Origin of the sequence: Citrobacter rodentium NBRC 105723 = DSM 16636 (assembly GCF_021278985.1) — a bacterium.
Classification (GTDB): Bacteria; Pseudomonadota; Gammaproteobacteria; order Enterobacterales; family Enterobacteriaceae; genus Citrobacter_A; species Citrobacter_A rodentium.
Map to the genome: position 1 here is coordinate 3,629,964 of NZ_CP082833.1, position 13,919 is coordinate 3,643,882.

At 56.1% G+C, this 13,919-nt stretch carries 16 protein-coding genes; 9 read left to right on the top strand and 7 right to left on the bottom strand.

Annotated elements, in window-relative coordinates; translation table 11 throughout:
• Nucleotides 1-29 precede the first annotated feature (29 nt).
• The 4 genes from tsaB (at nucleotide 30) to rnd (ending at nucleotide 4,473) form a co-directional block, all read left to right on the top strand.
• Nucleotides 30-725 (top strand): tRNA (adenosine(37)-N6)-threonylcarbamoyltransferase complex dimerization subunit type 1 TsaB, encoded by a 696-nt coding sequence (gene tsaB, locus K7R23_RS17225; RefSeq protein WP_012906082.1) that lies wholly within the window; start codon nucleotides 30-32, stop codon nucleotides 723-725.
• 73 nt (nucleotides 726-798) lie between these two features.
• Nucleotides 799-1,380: a Slp/YeaY family lipoprotein gene (locus tag K7R23_RS17230; protein WP_012906081.1), complete on the top strand. Its 582-nt coding sequence runs from the start codon at nucleotides 799-801 to the stop codon at nucleotides 1,378-1,380.
• Between the two features lie 204 nt (nucleotides 1,381-1,584).
• The gene (gene fadD, locus K7R23_RS17235) at nucleotides 1,585-3,270 is read left to right on the top strand and encodes a long-chain-fatty-acid--CoA ligase FadD (RefSeq protein ID WP_012906080.1); all 1,686 of its coding nucleotides are present in this window, start codon (nucleotides 1,585-1,587) and stop codon (nucleotides 3,268-3,270) included.
• Nucleotides 3,271-3,339: 69 nt separating this feature from the next.
• Complete coding sequence (gene rnd, locus K7R23_RS17240) at nucleotides 3,340-4,473, top strand: ribonuclease D (RefSeq protein WP_012906079.1); 1,134 nt, start codon at nucleotides 3,340-3,342, stop codon at nucleotides 4,471-4,473.
• Nucleotides 4,474-4,482: 9 nt separating this feature from the next.
• Here rnd and K7R23_RS17245 read toward each other — a convergent pair whose 3' ends face one another.
• On the bottom strand, nucleotides 4,483-5,574 hold the full coding sequence (locus K7R23_RS17245) for a tartrate dehydrogenase (RefSeq protein WP_012906078.1): 1,092 nt from the start codon (nucleotides 5,572-5,574) through the stop codon (nucleotides 4,483-4,485).
• A gap of 103 nt (nucleotides 5,575-5,677) precedes the next feature.
• On the opposite strand from K7R23_RS17245, the gene K7R23_RS17250 reads away from it, so the two are divergent.
• On the top strand, nucleotides 5,678-6,595 hold the full coding sequence (locus tag K7R23_RS17250; RefSeq protein ID WP_012906077.1) for a LysR substrate-binding domain-containing protein: 918 nt from the start codon (nucleotides 5,678-5,680) through the stop codon (nucleotides 6,593-6,595).
• Nucleotides 6,596-6,723: 128 nt separating this feature from the next.
• On the opposite strand, the gene minE is transcribed toward K7R23_RS17250, so the two are convergent.
• The 3 genes from minE to minC are packed head-to-tail and all read right to left on the bottom strand — an operon-like array spanning nucleotide 6,724 to nucleotide 8,528.
• Nucleotides 6,724-6,990: a cell division topological specificity factor MinE gene (minE, locus tag K7R23_RS17255; RefSeq protein WP_001185666.1), complete on the bottom strand. Its 267-nt coding sequence runs from the start codon at nucleotides 6,988-6,990 to the stop codon at nucleotides 6,724-6,726.
• A 3-nt stretch (nucleotides 6,991-6,993) separates the two neighbouring features.
• Nucleotides 6,994-7,806 carry a septum site-determining protein MinD gene (gene minD / locus K7R23_RS17260; protein ID WP_012906076.1) on the bottom strand — a complete coding sequence of 271 codons (813 nt, stop codon included), beginning with the start codon at nucleotides 7,804-7,806 and terminating at the stop codon, nucleotides 6,994-6,996.
• A 23-nt stretch (nucleotides 7,807-7,829) separates the two neighbouring features.
• A complete protein-coding gene (gene minC / locus K7R23_RS17265; RefSeq protein ID WP_012906075.1) occupies nucleotides 7,830-8,528 on the bottom strand; it encodes a septum site-determining protein MinC in 699 nt (232 codons plus the stop codon).
• A gap of 126 nt (nucleotides 8,529-8,654) precedes the next feature.
• Here minC and K7R23_RS17270 point away from each other — a divergent pair, with 126 nt between their 5' ends.
• The 3 genes from K7R23_RS17270 to K7R23_RS17280 all read left to right on the top strand — a co-directional run bounded on the left by K7R23_RS17270 (nucleotide 8,655) and on the right by K7R23_RS17280 (nucleotide 10,215).
• Complete coding sequence (locus K7R23_RS17270) at nucleotides 8,655-8,948, top strand: YcgL domain-containing protein (RefSeq protein WP_012906074.1); 294 nt, start codon at nucleotides 8,655-8,657, stop codon at nucleotides 8,946-8,948.
• A gap of 68 nt (nucleotides 8,949-9,016) precedes the next feature.
• Nucleotides 9,017-9,676: a fumarylacetoacetate hydrolase family protein gene (locus tag K7R23_RS17275; protein ID WP_012906073.1), complete on the top strand. Its 660-nt coding sequence runs from the start codon at nucleotides 9,017-9,019 to the stop codon at nucleotides 9,674-9,676.
• Between the two features lie 92 nt (nucleotides 9,677-9,768).
• A complete protein-coding gene (locus tag K7R23_RS17280; RefSeq protein WP_012906072.1) occupies nucleotides 9,769-10,215 on the top strand; it encodes a YcgN family cysteine cluster protein in 447 nt (148 codons plus the stop codon).
• Between the two features lie 23 nt (nucleotides 10,216-10,238).
• Here the strand turns inward: K7R23_RS17280 and K7R23_RS17285 are convergent, their stop codons facing one another.
• The 3 genes from K7R23_RS17285 to nhaB form a co-directional block, all read right to left on the bottom strand.
• Nucleotides 10,239-10,580, bottom strand: coding sequence for a TehB family protein (locus tag K7R23_RS17285; RefSeq protein ID WP_012906071.1), 342 nt, complete (start codon nucleotides 10,578-10,580; stop codon nucleotides 10,239-10,241).
• A gap of 110 nt (nucleotides 10,581-10,690) precedes the next feature.
• A complete protein-coding gene (gene dsbB / locus K7R23_RS17290; protein ID WP_012906070.1) occupies nucleotides 10,691-11,221 on the bottom strand; it encodes a disulfide bond formation protein DsbB in 531 nt (176 codons plus the stop codon).
• A gap of 142 nt (nucleotides 11,222-11,363) precedes the next feature.
• A complete protein-coding gene (gene nhaB / locus K7R23_RS17295; protein ID WP_012906069.1) occupies nucleotides 11,364-12,908 on the bottom strand; it encodes a Na(+)/H(+) antiporter NhaB in 1,545 nt (514 codons plus the stop codon).
• Between the two features lie 226 nt (nucleotides 12,909-13,134).
• Here nhaB and fadR point away from each other — a divergent pair, with 226 nt between their 5' ends.
• Nucleotides 13,135-13,854, top strand: coding sequence for a fatty acid metabolism transcriptional regulator FadR (fadR, locus tag K7R23_RS17300; protein ID WP_012906068.1), 720 nt, complete (start codon nucleotides 13,135-13,137; stop codon nucleotides 13,852-13,854).
• The last annotated feature ends 65 nt before the right edge of the window (nucleotides 13,855-13,919 follow it).

Here is a 13,919-nt window from a genome sequence, read left to right on the forward strand (position 1 = left end):
CCATTTTATTGATCTAAGCACGAAGACCCATGCGAATCCTGGCTATCGATACCGCCACAGAAGCCTGTTCTGTCGCTCTGTGGAATGACGGTACTCTCTCTGCTCATTTTGAACTTTGTCCGCGCGAACATACGCAACGCATTCTGCCGATGGTGCAGGATATTCTGACTGACAACGCCCTTTCCCTGACGGCGCTTGATGCGCTGGCCTACGGTCGCGGGCCGGGAAGCTTTACCGGCGTGCGTATTGGTATCGGCATTGCGCAGGGGCTGGCGTTAGGCGCTGAGCTGCCGATGATCGGCGTCTCCACGCTGGCGACGATGGCGCAGGGCGCCTGGCGCAAAAGCGGCGCTACCCGCGTGCTGGCCGCTATTGACGCGCGGATGGGCGAAGTTTACTGGGCCGAGTACCAGCGCGATGAAAACGGCGTCTGGCACGGAGAAGAAACCGAAGCCGTCCTGAAGCCAGAGCAGGTTGAAGCGCGTCTGCAACAGCTTTCCGGTGAATGGGCTACCGTGGGAACCGGCTGGCCGGCCTGGCCCGATCTCGGTAAAGCGAGCGGCCTGACGCTGCATGACGGCGAAGTGCTGCTACCTGCGGCGGAAGATATGCTGCCGTTCGCCTGCCAGATGCTGGCGGCGGGAAAAACGGTCGCTGTTGAACATGCCGAACCGGTTTATTTGCGTAACAACGTGGCCTGGAAGAAACTTCCCGGCAAAGAATGAATCTCAGTAGTATGTATGGCCCGAAAAAGACAGTGAAAATCCGGGCCAGTGCGCTGAGAAAAGGAGTCGCAGTATGGCGGTTCAAAAATATATCGTTAAAGGTCTGCTGGCGGGAGCGATTGCGCTGATGCTGAGCGGGTGCGTCACCGTTCCGGATGCCATTAAAGGTTCCAGCCCCACGCCGCAGGAGGATCTGGTGCGGGTGATGAACGCCCCGCAGCTGTACGTTGGCCAGGAGGCGCGTTTTGGCGGCAAAGTAGTGGATATACAGAATCAGCAGGGTAAAACCCGGCTGGAAATTGCCACCGTGCCTCTGGACAGCGGCGCTCGCCCGATCCTCGGCGAACCTTCGCGTGGGCGGATCTACGCCAGCGTTAACGGATTCCTTGATCCGGTCGATTTTCGCGGACAGCTGGTGACGGTTGTCGGACCGATTACCGGCAGCGTGGCGGGAAAAGTCGGCAACACGCCGTACACTTTCCTGACGATGGAGGCGACGGGCTATAAACGCTGGCGCATCGCCCAACAGGTCGTCATGCCGCCGCAGCCGATCGACCCGTGGTTTTATGGTGGACGAGGCTGGCCGTATGGCTATGGCGGATGGGGCTGGTACAACCCCGGTCCCGCGCAGGTTCAGACGATAGTCACAGAGTAACCCTTTGTATTATCAGAAAAAGAAACAGCGGCTGGTCCGCTGTTTCTGCGTTATTAATGACATAACAAAAATAAATAGTGACGCGCTTCGCAACCTTTTCGTTGAGTAATTAATAAACTGGTACGCTGAGTTAATATTATGTTAACGGCTTGTTTATTATCTGGGGTTGAGATGACGACGAACACTCATTTTAGAGGTGATGCAGTGAAGAAGGTTTGGTTAAACCGTTATCCCGCGGATGTGCCTGCGGAGATCAATCCTGACCGTTATCAATCCCTGGTGGAACTGTTTGAACATGCTGTCGCGCGCTACGCTGACCAGCCAGCGTTCGTCAATATGGGGGAGGTGATGACCTTCCGCAAGCTTGAAGAGCGCAGCCGCGCCTTTGCCGCCTGGCTGCAGGAAGGGCTGGGGCTGAAAAAGGGCGACCGCGTCGCGCTGATGATGCCGAACCTGTTGCAGTATCCTGTGGCGCTGTTTGGCATTCTGCGCGCCGGGATGATCGTGGTGAACGTTAACCCGCTGTATACCCCGCGCGAACTGGAGCATCAGCTTAACGACAGCGGCGCGGCGGCGATCGTCATCGTTTCCAACTTCGCCCATACTCTGGAAAAAGTGGTTGAGAAAACCCAGGTTCAGCACGTTATCCTGACCCGCATGGGCGACCAGCTGTCGACGGCGAAAGGGACGCTGGTGAACTTTGTCGTCAAATACATCAAACGGCTGGTGCCGAAGTATCACCTGCCGGATGCCATCTCCTTTCGCAGCGCGCTGCATGCTGGCTACCGTATGCAGTACGTGAAGCCGGAAGTGGTGTCTGAAGACCTGGCGTTTTTACAATATACCGGCGGTACTACCGGCGTGGCGAAAGGGGCGATGCTTACGCACCGTAATATGCTGGCCAACCTCGAGCAGGTGAAAGCCACCTACGGGCCGCTGCTGCATCCGGGCAAGGAGCTGGTGGTCACCGCGCTGCCGCTGTATCACATTTTCGCGCTGACCATGAACTGCCTGCTGTTTATCGAACTGGGCGGACAGAACCTGCTGATCACCAACCCGCGCGACATTCCGGGGCTGGTGAAAGAGCTGGCGAAATACCCGTTTACCGCCATGACCGGGGTCAATACCCTGTTTAACGCCCTGCTTAACAATAAAGAGTTTCAGCAGCTGGATTTCTCTGCCCTGCATCTTTCCGCCGGCGGCGGGATGCCGGTGCAGCAGGCGGTGGCGGAGCGCTGGGTAAAACTCACCGGGCAATATTTGCTGGAAGGCTACGGCCTGACGGAGTGCGCGCCGCTGGTCAGCGTTAATCCGCATGATATTGATTATCATAGCGGCAGCATTGGCCTGCCGGTGCCGTCCACGGAAGCGAAACTGGTGGACGATGACGACAACGAAGTGCCGCCGGATCAGCCCGGCGAACTGTGCATTAAAGGTCCTCAGGTGATGCTCGGCTACTGGCAGCGCCCGGACGCTACCGACGAGATCATTAAGGACGGCTGGCTGCACACCGGCGATATCGCGGTGATGGACGACGAAGGCTTCCTGCGCATTGTCGATCGTAAAAAAGATATGATTCTGGTATCTGGCTTCAACGTCTATCCGAATGAGATTGAAGATGTGGTGATGCAGCATCCGGGCGTGCTGGAGGTGGCCGCCGTCGGCGTTCCGTCCGGCAGCAGCGGCGAAGCGGTGAAGATCTTCGTGGTGAAAAAAGACGCGACGCTGACCGATGAGGCGCTGGTCACCTTCTGCCGCCGCCACCTGACCGGTTATAAGGTGCCTAAGTTGGTGGAGTTCCGCGACGAACTGCCAAAATCAAACGTCGGCAAAATTTTACGTCGGGAATTGCGTGACGAAGCCCGCAGCAAAGTAGACAATAAGGGCTGAGCGTTAAGCAACACGTCAGACGCCGGGCAATCCGGCGTTTTTTTTGGCGTAAACCAAAGAGAAAACGATTTGAATTACCAAATGATCACCACTGATGACGCGCTGGCGACCCTCTGCGAAGCGGTCCGCGCGTTTCCTGCCATCGCCCTGGATACCGAATTTGTTCGTACCCGCACCTATTATCCGCAGCTGGGGCTTATCCAGTTGTTTGACGGCGAACGCGTGGCGCTGATTGACCCGCATGGTATCAGCGACTGGTCGCCGCTGAAGGCGATTCTGCGCGATACCGCTATCACCAAGTACCTGCACGCAGGCAGTGAAGATCTGGAAGTGTTTCTCAATGCCTTTGGCGAACTGCCGCAGCCGCTAATCGACACGCAGATTCTGGCGGCTTTCTGCGGGCGTCCGCTGTCATGGGGCTTCGCCTCGATGGTGGAAGAGTATACCGGCGTGGCGCTCGACAAGAGCGAGTCGCGCACCGACTGGCTGGCGCGTCCGCTGACCGAACGTCAGTGCGAATATGCGGCGGCGGACGTGTGGTATCTGCTGCCGATTGCCGGGAAGCTGATGGCGGAAACGGAGGCCGCAGGCTGGCTGCCCGCGGCGCTGGACGAATGCCGTCTGATGCAACAACGCCGCCAGGAGATTCTGGCGCCGGAAGAGGCCTGGCGCGACATTGGTAACGCCTGGCAGCTACGGACCCGTCAGCTTGCCTGCCTGCAGCTGTTGGCCGACTGGCGCCTGCGCAAAGCGCGCGAGCGCGATCTCGCGGTCAATTTCGTGGTACGCGAAGAACATCTGTGGTCGGTGGCGCGTTATATGCCCGGCAGCCTTGGCGAACTCGACAGCCTCGGTCTTTCCGGTAGCGAAATTCGCTTCCACGGCAAGACGCTGCTCGCGCTGGTCGCCAGAGCGCAGGCGCTACCGGACGACGCGCTGCCGGAGCCGCTGCTCAACCTGATTGATATGCCGGGCTATCGCAAAGCGTTTAAGGCCATTAAGTCATTAATTGCAGAAGTGAGCGCGGAACATCAGCTCAGCGCGGAACTGCTGGCGTCGCGCCGCCAGATTAATCAGTTGCTTAACTGGCACTGGCGGCTACGACCGCAGAGTGCCGAGCCGGAGCTGATTTCCGGCTGGCGCGGCGAACTGATGGCCGCGAAGATCCGCGCGCTGCTGGCGGAGTATCCGCGCGAGGGATAAGCGGCGGCTTCAGCGCGATGCGCGTATCTGCGCGCAAATCGCCTCGCCGACCTGCTGCGTGGAGGCGTTGCCCTTCAGGTCCGGCGTTTTCGGCCCGCTGGCGATGACTTGCTCAATCGCCGCCAGTATGCCGTCATGGGCGGCGGTATAGCGCGCATCGCCATTGCCGAGGAAGTCGAGCATCATCGCGCCTGCCCAGATGGTGGCAATCGGGTTGGCGATGTTCTGACCGTAAATATCCGGTGCTGAGCCGTGGACCGGTTCGAACAGCGAGGGGAATGCGCGCTGCGGATTGAGGTTGGCGGAAGGGGCAAGCCCGATGGTGCCGGTGCAGGCCGGACCGAGATCCGACAGGATATCGCCAAACAGATTCGAAGCGACCACCACGTCGAAACGCTCCGGCTGCATGACAAAGCGGGCGCAGAGAATATCGATATGCTGTTTGTCCCAGCGAATATCAGGATAGTGGTGCGCCATCGCCTCCACCCGCTCGTCCCAGAAGGGCATACTGATCGCCAGCCCGTTGGATTTGGTTGCTGACGTCAGCGTTTTGCGCGGACGGCTCTGCGCCAGCTCAAACGCAAAGCGCAAAATACGATCCACGCCGCGACGGGTAAATACCGACTCCTGAATCACCAGCTCATGCTCCGTCCCCGGATTCACGCGCCCGCCGAGCGAGGAGTATTCGCCTTCGGTATTTTCCCGCACCACGTAAAAATCGATGTCGCCGGGCTGTTTTCCTGTCAGCGGACAGGGCACGCCGGGAAACAGACGCACGGGGCGCAGATTCACGTACTGATCGAATTCGCGGCGGAATTTCAGCAGCGATCCCCATAGCGAAACGTGGTCCGGTACCGTCTCCGGCCAGCCGACAGCGCCGAAGTAGATGGCGTCAAAGGCGCTGAGCTGCTCGTGCCAGTCATCCGGCATCATCTGACCGTGTTGCAGATAATACTCGCAGCTGGCCCACGTAAACGTCTCAAAACTCAGCGCCACGCCCCAGCGCTCGCAGGCCGCCTGCAACACCCGCATACCCTCCGGCAGCACCTCTTTACCAATGCCGTCACCGGGGATGGCGGCAATACGAAAGGTTTTGTTCATCTCAGCTCTCACTTATCGGTCCAGGAAATTGACATCCGCTCTATCCTATAATTGACTGAACGGTAATTAATCACGCTATCTGGTGAAACATAAAACACAGATCATGAATAATCTGCCGCTGTTAAACGACCTGCGCATCTTTATGCTGGTGGCGCGACGCGCGGGATTTGCCGCCGTGGCGCAGGAGATGGGCGTATCGCCCGCCTTTGTCAGTAAACGCATCGCGCTGCTGGAGCAGAGCCTTAACGTGACGTTGCTGCACCGCACCACCCGGCGGGTGAGCATTACCGAAGAGGGAGAGCGCATTTACGCGTGGGCGCAGCGTATTCTCTGCGACGTGGATCAGATGCTGGACGAGCTTTCCGCTGCGCGTCAGGTGCCGCAGGGGATGCTGCGTATTATCAGCAGCTTTGGCTTCGGGCGGCGCGTGGTGGCCCCGGCGCTGTCGGCGCTGGCGAAACAGTATCCGCAGCTGGAGCTGCGCTTCGATGTTGCAGACCGGCTGGTGGATCTGGCGAATGAGGGCGTCGATCTGGATATTCGCATCGGTGACGATATCGCGCCAAATCTGATCGCCCGTAAACTGGGCACCAACTACCGTATTCTTTGCGCCTCGCCCGCTTTTTTAGCCCGCTATGGGACGCCGAAGCAGTTGAACGAGCTGTCCGCTTATCCCTGCCTGGTCATTAAGGAACGCGACCACCCCTTTGGCGTCTGGCAGCTGCAAAGCAAGGAGGGTCAACATGCCATTAAGGTGACCGGGGCGCTGTCGTCAAATCATGGTGAAATAGTGCATCAGTGGTGCCTGGATGGGCAGGGGATAGCGCTACGCTCGTGGTGGGACGTCTGCGACAATATCGCCAGCGGGCATCTGGTGCATCTTCTGCCTGAGTATTACCAGCCAGCCAATATCTGGGCGGTTTATGTTTCCCGGCTGGCCGCCTCGGCGAAAGTACGAATTACCGTTGAGTTTCTTCGCCGCTATTTTGCCGAACGCTATCCGGTTTTTTCCGTGAAATAACGGCTAAAAATACTGTATATATAACCAATATTATTTCTTTGTTTCTGGCTGTATTCAGATTTTTAGTACAAATAAAAAAGGCAGAATCCTCTGCCTTTTTTTAACCAGGAATTATCTGAACCGAAATGTTATTTCGATTCTTCCGCTTCTGGCAATGTTACGTTAAGTTCAAGAATAGAAATATCGCCGTCTTTTTGCTCAAGCTGAACGGTGACCATTTCCGGATCGATTTGTACATATTTACAAATGACCTCAAGAATATCTTTACGCAACTGCGGTAAATAATGCGGCTCGGCGTCGCTACGACGACGCTCGGCGACAATAATCTGCAACCGCTCTTTGGCGATGTTGGCTGTGCTCTTTTTCCGCGAGAGAAAAAAATCCAGTAATGCCATAACTTATCCTCCGAACAGGCGTTTGAGGAAACCTTTCTTCTCTTCTTCAATGAAGCGGAAAGGACGTTCTTCTCCCAGCAGACGATCGACCGTGTCGGCATACGCTTTACCCGCATCGGCGGCGCTGTCAAGAATGACCGGTTCGCCCTGGTTAGAGGCGCGCAGTACTGACTGATCTTCCGGGATAACCCCGACGAGCTTAATACGCAGGATCTCCAGCACGTCTTCCATGCTGAGCATATCGCCTTTATTCACCCGACCCGGATTGTAGCGCGTCAGCAGCAGATGTTCTTTGATCGGCTCTTCACCGTTTTCGGCACGACGGGATTTCGACGCCAGGATGCCCAGGATGCGGTCAGAGTCACGCACCGAAGAGACTTCCGGGTTAGTGGTGATAATCGCTTCATCGGCGAAATAGAGCGCCATCAGCGCGCCGGTTTCGATACCGGCAGGCGAGTCGCAGACGATAAATTCAAAATCCATCGCTTTCAGATCGTCGAGCACCTTCGCGACGCCATCACGGGTTAATGCGTCTTTATCGCGCGTCTGCGAGGCAGGAAGAATAAAAAGGTTTTCAGTGCGTTTGTCCTTGATTAACGCCTGATTCAGCGTCGCATCGCCCTGAATGACGTTGACGAAATCGTAAACGACCCGGCGTTCACATCCCATGATGAGATCGAGGTTACGCAGGCCGATATCAAAATCAATAACGACGGTTTTCTTTCCCTTCTGGGCCAAACCAGTAGCGATGGCCGCGCTGGAGGTGGTTTTGCCAACGCCCCCTTTACCCGATGTAACTACAATAATGCGTGCCATAGAAATTCCTTGTTAAAAAGGGATCAATTCAACGGTTGAACTGTCAAAGCGTTGTCTGCCAGCTGCAGGCGCGCCGCTTTGCCATAAAATTCTGCCGGGATTTTATCACTCAGCCAGTAAACACCTGCGATAGACACCAGTTCCGCCGTCAGATGGGTACAAAAAATTTGCGCTTCCCGATCGCCGCTGGCGCCTGCCAGCGCCCGGCCTCTCATCATGCCATACACATGAATATTGCCATCAGCGATAAGCTCTGCGCCAGCGCTGACGTGACTTGTAACAATCAGATCACATTGTGGAGCATAAATGCGCTGACCGGAACGAACCGGTACATCAATAAATCGCGTTTTTGTGACGCTATTAGCGTTTTGCGCCGCTACGGCGGGCTCCGGGGGCGCAGAACGCGCCGCTTTCTCTTTACCCTCAGTGAGTAAAGGAAGGCCCAGCCTGTCAATTTCAGCTTTCAGCTGCGCATCTTTACAGCCGCTGACGCCGATAATGCGCAGTCCCACAGAGGAGATAACCTCCTGCAGCACTGGCCAGTTGACCGGCGTATTAAGACCGCTGACGTTTACCACCACGGGAGCATGTTTTAAAAAAGCGGGAGCCTGAGCGATTTTGTCTTCTAACGCCTGACGAATAACCTCGGGTTCGGCTTCATGCAAATGAACCACTGATAAGGTGAAGCTACTGCCTTTAAGTTCGATGGGCGTGTTTGACATCCTGGCCTTACTCAATTTGCTATTTATCATCCCGGTCCGGGAGTGATATTCCGAAGTCCAGAAGGCATGTTATAGTCACTATTATATTGAGGCAAGTCGCCAACCGTTTAATTCAGAGTAAAAAGTATGTTTTGTGTGATCTACAGAAGTACTAAACGTGACCAGACCTATTTATATGTCGAAAAAAAAGACGATTTCTCCCGCGTTCCGGAAGAGCTGATGAAAGGTTTTGGCCAGCCAAAACTGGCGATGATATTGCCGCTGGACGGTCGTAAGAAGTTAGTTAATGCCGATCTGGAAAAAGTAAAACAGGCCTTAACCGAACAGGGTTATTATTTACAGCTGCCGCCGCCGCCGGAAGATCTATTGAAACAACACCTTTCAGCCGCAGCGCGGAACGTTGCCGACGCGGAAAAATAAGCGGTATCCGGCCTGAAGCCTGTCGGTGCCATTCCACATATCAGGATGACAGATTAGGGGAACAACAAATGTATCAACATCACAACTGGCAGGGCGCGCTGCTTGACTACCCGGTAAGCAAAGTGGTTTGCGTGGGCAGCAACTACGCGAAGCATATTCAGGAGATGGGCAGCGCGACGCCGGAAGAGCCGGTACTGTTTATCAAGCCCGAGACGGCGCTGTGCGATTTACGCCAGCCGCTGGCGATCCCGGCGGATATGGGGTCGGTGCATCATGAGGTGGAACTGGCGGTCCTGATTGGCGCCACGCTACGCCAGGCCAGCGAAGAGCACGTGCGTAAAGCCATTGCCGGCTACGGCGTGGCGCTCGATCTGACGCTGCGTGATATTCAGGGCAAAATGAAAAAGGCCGGGCAACCCTGGGAGAAAGCGAAAGGCTTCGATAACTCCTGCCCGCTCTCCGGCTTCATTCCGGTGGCGGAATTTAACGGCGATCCGCAGGATACGCCGCTGAGCCTGGCGGTAAACGGCGAGATTCGCCAGCAGGGAACGACGGCGGATATGATCCATAAAATCGTGCCGCTGATTGCCTATATGAGTAAATTCTTTACTCTGAAGGCCGGGGATGTGGTGCTGACCGGCACGCCGGAAGGCGTCGGAGCGCTTGCCAGCGGCGACGAGCTGGAAGTGACCTTTAACGGCCACTCTTTGACCACCCGCGTTCTGTAACCGTTGCTTGCCGCCTTTTCGGGCGGCAAAACTTGCATCAGCGTGCCAGACTGGTTATAAGGTGCAGCTTTACAGCAATGGCGGATACCCTGATGAGCGATTTACCTTTCTGGCAAAGTAAGACCCTGGATGAAATGACCGATGCCGAATGGGAGTCGCTTTGTGACGGCTGTGGTCAGTGCTGTCTGCACAAGCTGATGGATGAAGATACCGACGAAATCTATTTTACCAACGTCGCCTGCCGCCAGCTGAATATCAAAACCTGCCAGTGCCGCAACTATGAGCGCCGCTTCGAGTACGAACCTGACTGTATCAAGCTGACGCGTGATAACCTGCCGACCTTCGAATGGCTACCGGCGACCTGTGCGTATCGTCTGCTGGCCGAGGGCAAGGGTCTACCGGCGTGGCATCCTCTGCTGACGGGATCGAAAGCGGCAATGCACGGCGAGCGTATTTCGGTACGCCATATTGCGGTGAAAGAGTCTGAAGTGCGCGACTGGCAGGATCATATCCTCAACAAGCCGTCATGGGCGGACTGAGCCGCCCACGCTAATTTCAGGCGTTATGCTTTTTTCGCCTGATACATCCGATCGCCCTGGTGATCCTCTTCGACCCAGAAGTTGATATTGAAGCGGGCGTCGTCGCTGAGTTCCACGCGGTGCCAGTACTGCGGCGGGCTGGTGGCGAACTGTCCGGCATTAATGACCACTTTGACTTCAGGCTCTTTGGCCTCTTCATTGGCGAAACCGTAATAGGTTACTGTACCTTCCATCACGCACAGCTGACCGAAAACGCCGGCGGCGGTGTTATGGTGGGAGAGCAGGGCAGCGGGGACGTTCTCTTTGGTAAAGAAAGGGGTGGAACGTTTGATTTTCCAGTGTGCCGGGATGCGCAGGTGGGACATATAACATCTCCTCGGTGGGCTTTATAAGATGCATTTAATATACATCTTATAAAGCGGCGCTGGCAACGACTTCAGAATAAAAAAACGCCCCCGGGCGGGAGCGTCTTCACTTAGCGACCAAACAGATCGCGTCGTTTGGGTTTTAACGGCTGCGCGATCAGCACCAGCACCGCAACGACCAGGTAGGCGACGAAAATTCCCAGCAGCCACTGCGGCATCTCCAGCGTTAAAAATGACCACTGGCGTTCCGCACAGTCGCCGGAGGCGACAAACACCTGCGGCAGCCACTTATCCAGCGGCAGCCAGCTCGGGAAGCGGGCCATGAAATCACAGGTCATAAACGGCGACGGATGAAGTTGGATCTGGGTGTGTTCCCAGGCCAGCTGTATTCCACGCCACGCGCTGTAAATCCAGATAACCAGCGCAACATAGCGCAGCGGCGTTTTCGGCGCGATGGCGCCCACCAGCCCGGCGCCGAGTACGCCAAACAGCGCGCAGCGCTCATAGATGCACAGCACGCAAGGCTTAAGCATCATGACATGCTGAAACCACAACGCCACCATTTCGAGCGCTAAGGCGGTAAACGCCATCAATAACCATGCGCCGCGACCCCGTGAGCACTGGTTCAAATATCGCAACATAAAAAATATCCCTGCAGCTTGCGTAGAGACGGCAGTGTAAACCAATTCGATAATCGCGCCACGTGGAGAAACTCAAAAATCGTGTAATTGGATAAATATCATGCAAAAAGATAAACCGGGCAGTGAAATGCCCGGTAAGTTGTTATGAAAGTGTGGCTAACCAGCCGGTCTGGGTCATCCATTCGGTGAGGGGGGTAAGGGTAAATTCGACGCACAGCAGACCCACCAGCGTCAACACGATGGTGTAAGGCAGTGCCATCCAGACCATCCGGCCATAGGAGAGGCGAATCAGCGGCGCGAGCGCTGAGGTCAACAGGAACAAAAAGGCCGCCTGACCGTTCGGCGTGGCTACCGACGGCAGGTTGGTGCCGGTATTGATCGCGACCGCCAACAGTTCGTACTGCTGAAGCGAAATCGCGCCGCTCTCCATTGCCGCTTTGGCTTCGTTGATATAAATCGTTCCGACGAAAACGTTGTCCGAAATGGAAGAGAGCAGGCCGTTAAACAGATAAAACAGCGTCAGCTGCGCGTGTTCCGATGCCTGCAAAACATACTGGATAATTGGCGAGAAGAGATGCTGGTCGATGATCACGGCGACAACTGAGAAAAAGACCGTCAGCAAGGCGGTGAAAGGCAGGGATTCGGTGAAGGCTTTACCAATCGCGTGCTCATCGGTCACCCCGGTCAGCGAGGTGGCCAGAATAATCACCGACAGGCCAATCAGGCCCACTTCGGCCAGATGCAGCGCCAGGGCGATAACCAGCCAGACGCCGATAATCGCCTGTACTACCAGTTTGAGCTTGTCCTGACGGGTACGCTGCTGGCGGCTCTGGTCGTCAAACTTTTGCAGCACTTCACGCACTTTTTCCGGCAGGGTTTCGCCATAGCCAAACCAGCGCATTTTTTCGACCAGCAGGCAGGTGAGCAGACCGCAAATCAGCACCGGCACGGTGACCGGCGACATCCGCAGGAAAAAGTCGCCGAAGTGCCAGCCCGCCGCTTTAGCAATAATCAGGTTCTGCGGTTCGCCGACCATGGTCATCACGCCGCCGAGCGCGGTTCCCACGCCTGCGTGCATCATCAGGCTGCGTAAAAAGCCGCGGAACTGCTCGAGCACCGTTCTGGAGTGCTGCTCGATATGGCTGTCGTCAAGAATGTCGCTATCTTCGCCGCGCGAGGAGGCCACGCGATGATAAATGCCGTAAAAGCCAACGGCGACGCTAATCACCACCGCCACCACGGTAAGCGCGTCGAGGAAGGCGGAAAGGAACGCGGCGGCGACGCAGAAGGCGAGCGAGAGCACGGCTTTGGAGCGGATGCTGAGCAGCAGGCGGGTAAAAATAAACAGCAGCAGTTGCTTCATAAAATAGATGCCGGCCACCATAAACATCAGCAGCAGCAGTACTTCCAGGTTCGCCGCGATCTCCTCACGGACATGAGCGGGGCTGGTCATGCCGATCATTACCGCTTCAATCGCCAGCAGCCCGCCCGGCAGCAGCGGGTAGCACTTCAGGGCCATCGCCAGGGTGAAGATAAACTCGGCAACCAGCAGCCAGCCGGCAATAAACGGGTTTATCAGGAAAATGAGCGGGTTAACAATCAGAAATATCAGTAGTGCGAGTTTGTACCAGTCCGGTGACTGGCCTAAAAAGTTGCGCCAGAGTGCGCGACCCCAGGAGATCTCCATGCGGTTTTCCTTACCTGATTATATGACATAGTGTTTTTATACGTAACCGCAAAGCTTAGCGGCCTGGCGTAAAGCAGGCAAGCCCTTAACCCTATCAAGCGGGCACGGCGTTATCCGCAAAATGAAGCCTTGATCCACTTTTTCTTTATTGCCTGCGCTATCGGGCTTGAAACCCGTCTGGTATGATGAGTGTAACTATGTTTTGCTGTGTAATGGAAATCTCACTATGGTCATTAAGGCGCAGAGCCCGGCGGGTTTCGCGGAAGAGTACATCATTGAAAGTATCTGGAATAACCGCTTCCCGCCCGGCACTATTTTGCCTGCTGAACGTGAACTCTCCGAACTGATCGGCGTGACGCGTACCACTCTGCGCGAAGTGCTTCAGCGTCTGGCGAGGGACGGCTGGCTGACCATTCAGCACGGCAAGCCCACGAAAGTGAATAACTTCTGGGAAACGTCCGGGCTGAACATTCTCGAAACGCTGGCCCGTCTCGATCATGAAAGCGTTCCGCAGCTCATCGATAATCTGCTGTCGGTGCGTACCAACATCTCCACCATTTTTATTCGCACCGCGTTTCGTCAGCATCCTGACAGGGCGCAGGAGGTGCTGGCGACGGCGCAGGAAGTCGCCGATCACGCCGACGCCTTTGCGGAACTCGACTACAACATTTTCCGCGGGCTGGCGTTTGCCTCCGGCAACCCGATTTACGGGCTGATCCTCAACGGCATGAAGGGGCTGTATACCCGCATCGGTCGTCACTATTTCGCCAATCCGGAAGCGCGCAGCCTGGCGCTGGGCTTTTATCACAAGCTGTCGCAGCTCTGTTTACAGGGCGCGCACGATCAGGTGTATGAAACGGTGCGTCGCTACGGTCACGACAGCGGTGAGATCTGGCACCGGATGCAGAAAAACCTGCCGGGCGATCTCGCCATTCAGGGTCGTTAAAAGAAAAACCTCTCCGCGGAGAGGTTTGCGCCTGATAGTATTTCGCTTATCAGGCGCTGGAAGCG

Bases quoted from the DNA above. Each gene is read 5' to 3' on its own strand.
- tsaB (WP_012906082.1), top strand. From the start codon at position 30: ATGCGAATCCTGGCTATCGATACCGCCACAGAAGCCTGTTCTGTCGCT.
- K7R23_RS17230 (WP_012906081.1), top strand. From the start codon at position 799: ATGGCGGTTCAAAAATATATCGTTAAAGGTCTGCTGGCGGGAGCGATT.
- K7R23_RS17245 (WP_012906078.1), bottom strand. From the start codon at position 5,574: ATGAACAAAACCTTTCGTATTGCCGCCATCCCCGGTGACGGCATTGGT.
- K7R23_RS17250 (WP_012906077.1), top strand. From the start codon at position 5,678: ATGAATAATCTGCCGCTGTTAAACGACCTGCGCATCTTTATGCTGGTG.
- minE (WP_001185666.1), bottom strand. From the start codon at position 6,990: ATGGCATTACTGGATTTTTTTCTCTCGCGGAAAAAGAGCACAGCCAAC.
- minD (WP_012906076.1), bottom strand. From the start codon at position 7,806: ATGGCACGCATTATTGTAGTTACATCGGGTAAAGGGGGCGTTGGCAAA.
- minC (WP_012906075.1), bottom strand. From the start codon at position 8,528: ATGTCAAACACGCCCATCGAACTTAAAGGCAGTAGCTTCACCTTATCA.
- K7R23_RS17270 (WP_012906074.1), top strand. From the start codon at position 8,655: ATGTTTTGTGTGATCTACAGAAGTACTAAACGTGACCAGACCTATTTA.
- K7R23_RS17275 (WP_012906073.1), top strand. From the start codon at position 9,017: ATGTATCAACATCACAACTGGCAGGGCGCGCTGCTTGACTACCCGGTA.
- K7R23_RS17280 (WP_012906072.1), top strand. From the start codon at position 9,769: ATGAGCGATTTACCTTTCTGGCAAAGTAAGACCCTGGATGAAATGACC.
- K7R23_RS17285 (WP_012906071.1), bottom strand. From the start codon at position 10,580: ATGTCCCACCTGCGCATCCCGGCACACTGGAAAATCAAACGTTCCACC.
- dsbB (WP_012906070.1), bottom strand. From the start codon at position 11,221: ATGTTGCGATATTTGAACCAGTGCTCACGGGGTCGCGGCGCATGGTTA.
- nhaB (WP_012906069.1), bottom strand. From the start codon at position 12,908: ATGGAGATCTCCTGGGGTCGCGCACTCTGGCGCAACTTTTTAGGCCAG.
- fadR (WP_012906068.1), top strand. From the start codon at position 13,135: ATGGTCATTAAGGCGCAGAGCCCGGCGGGTTTCGCGGAAGAGTACATC.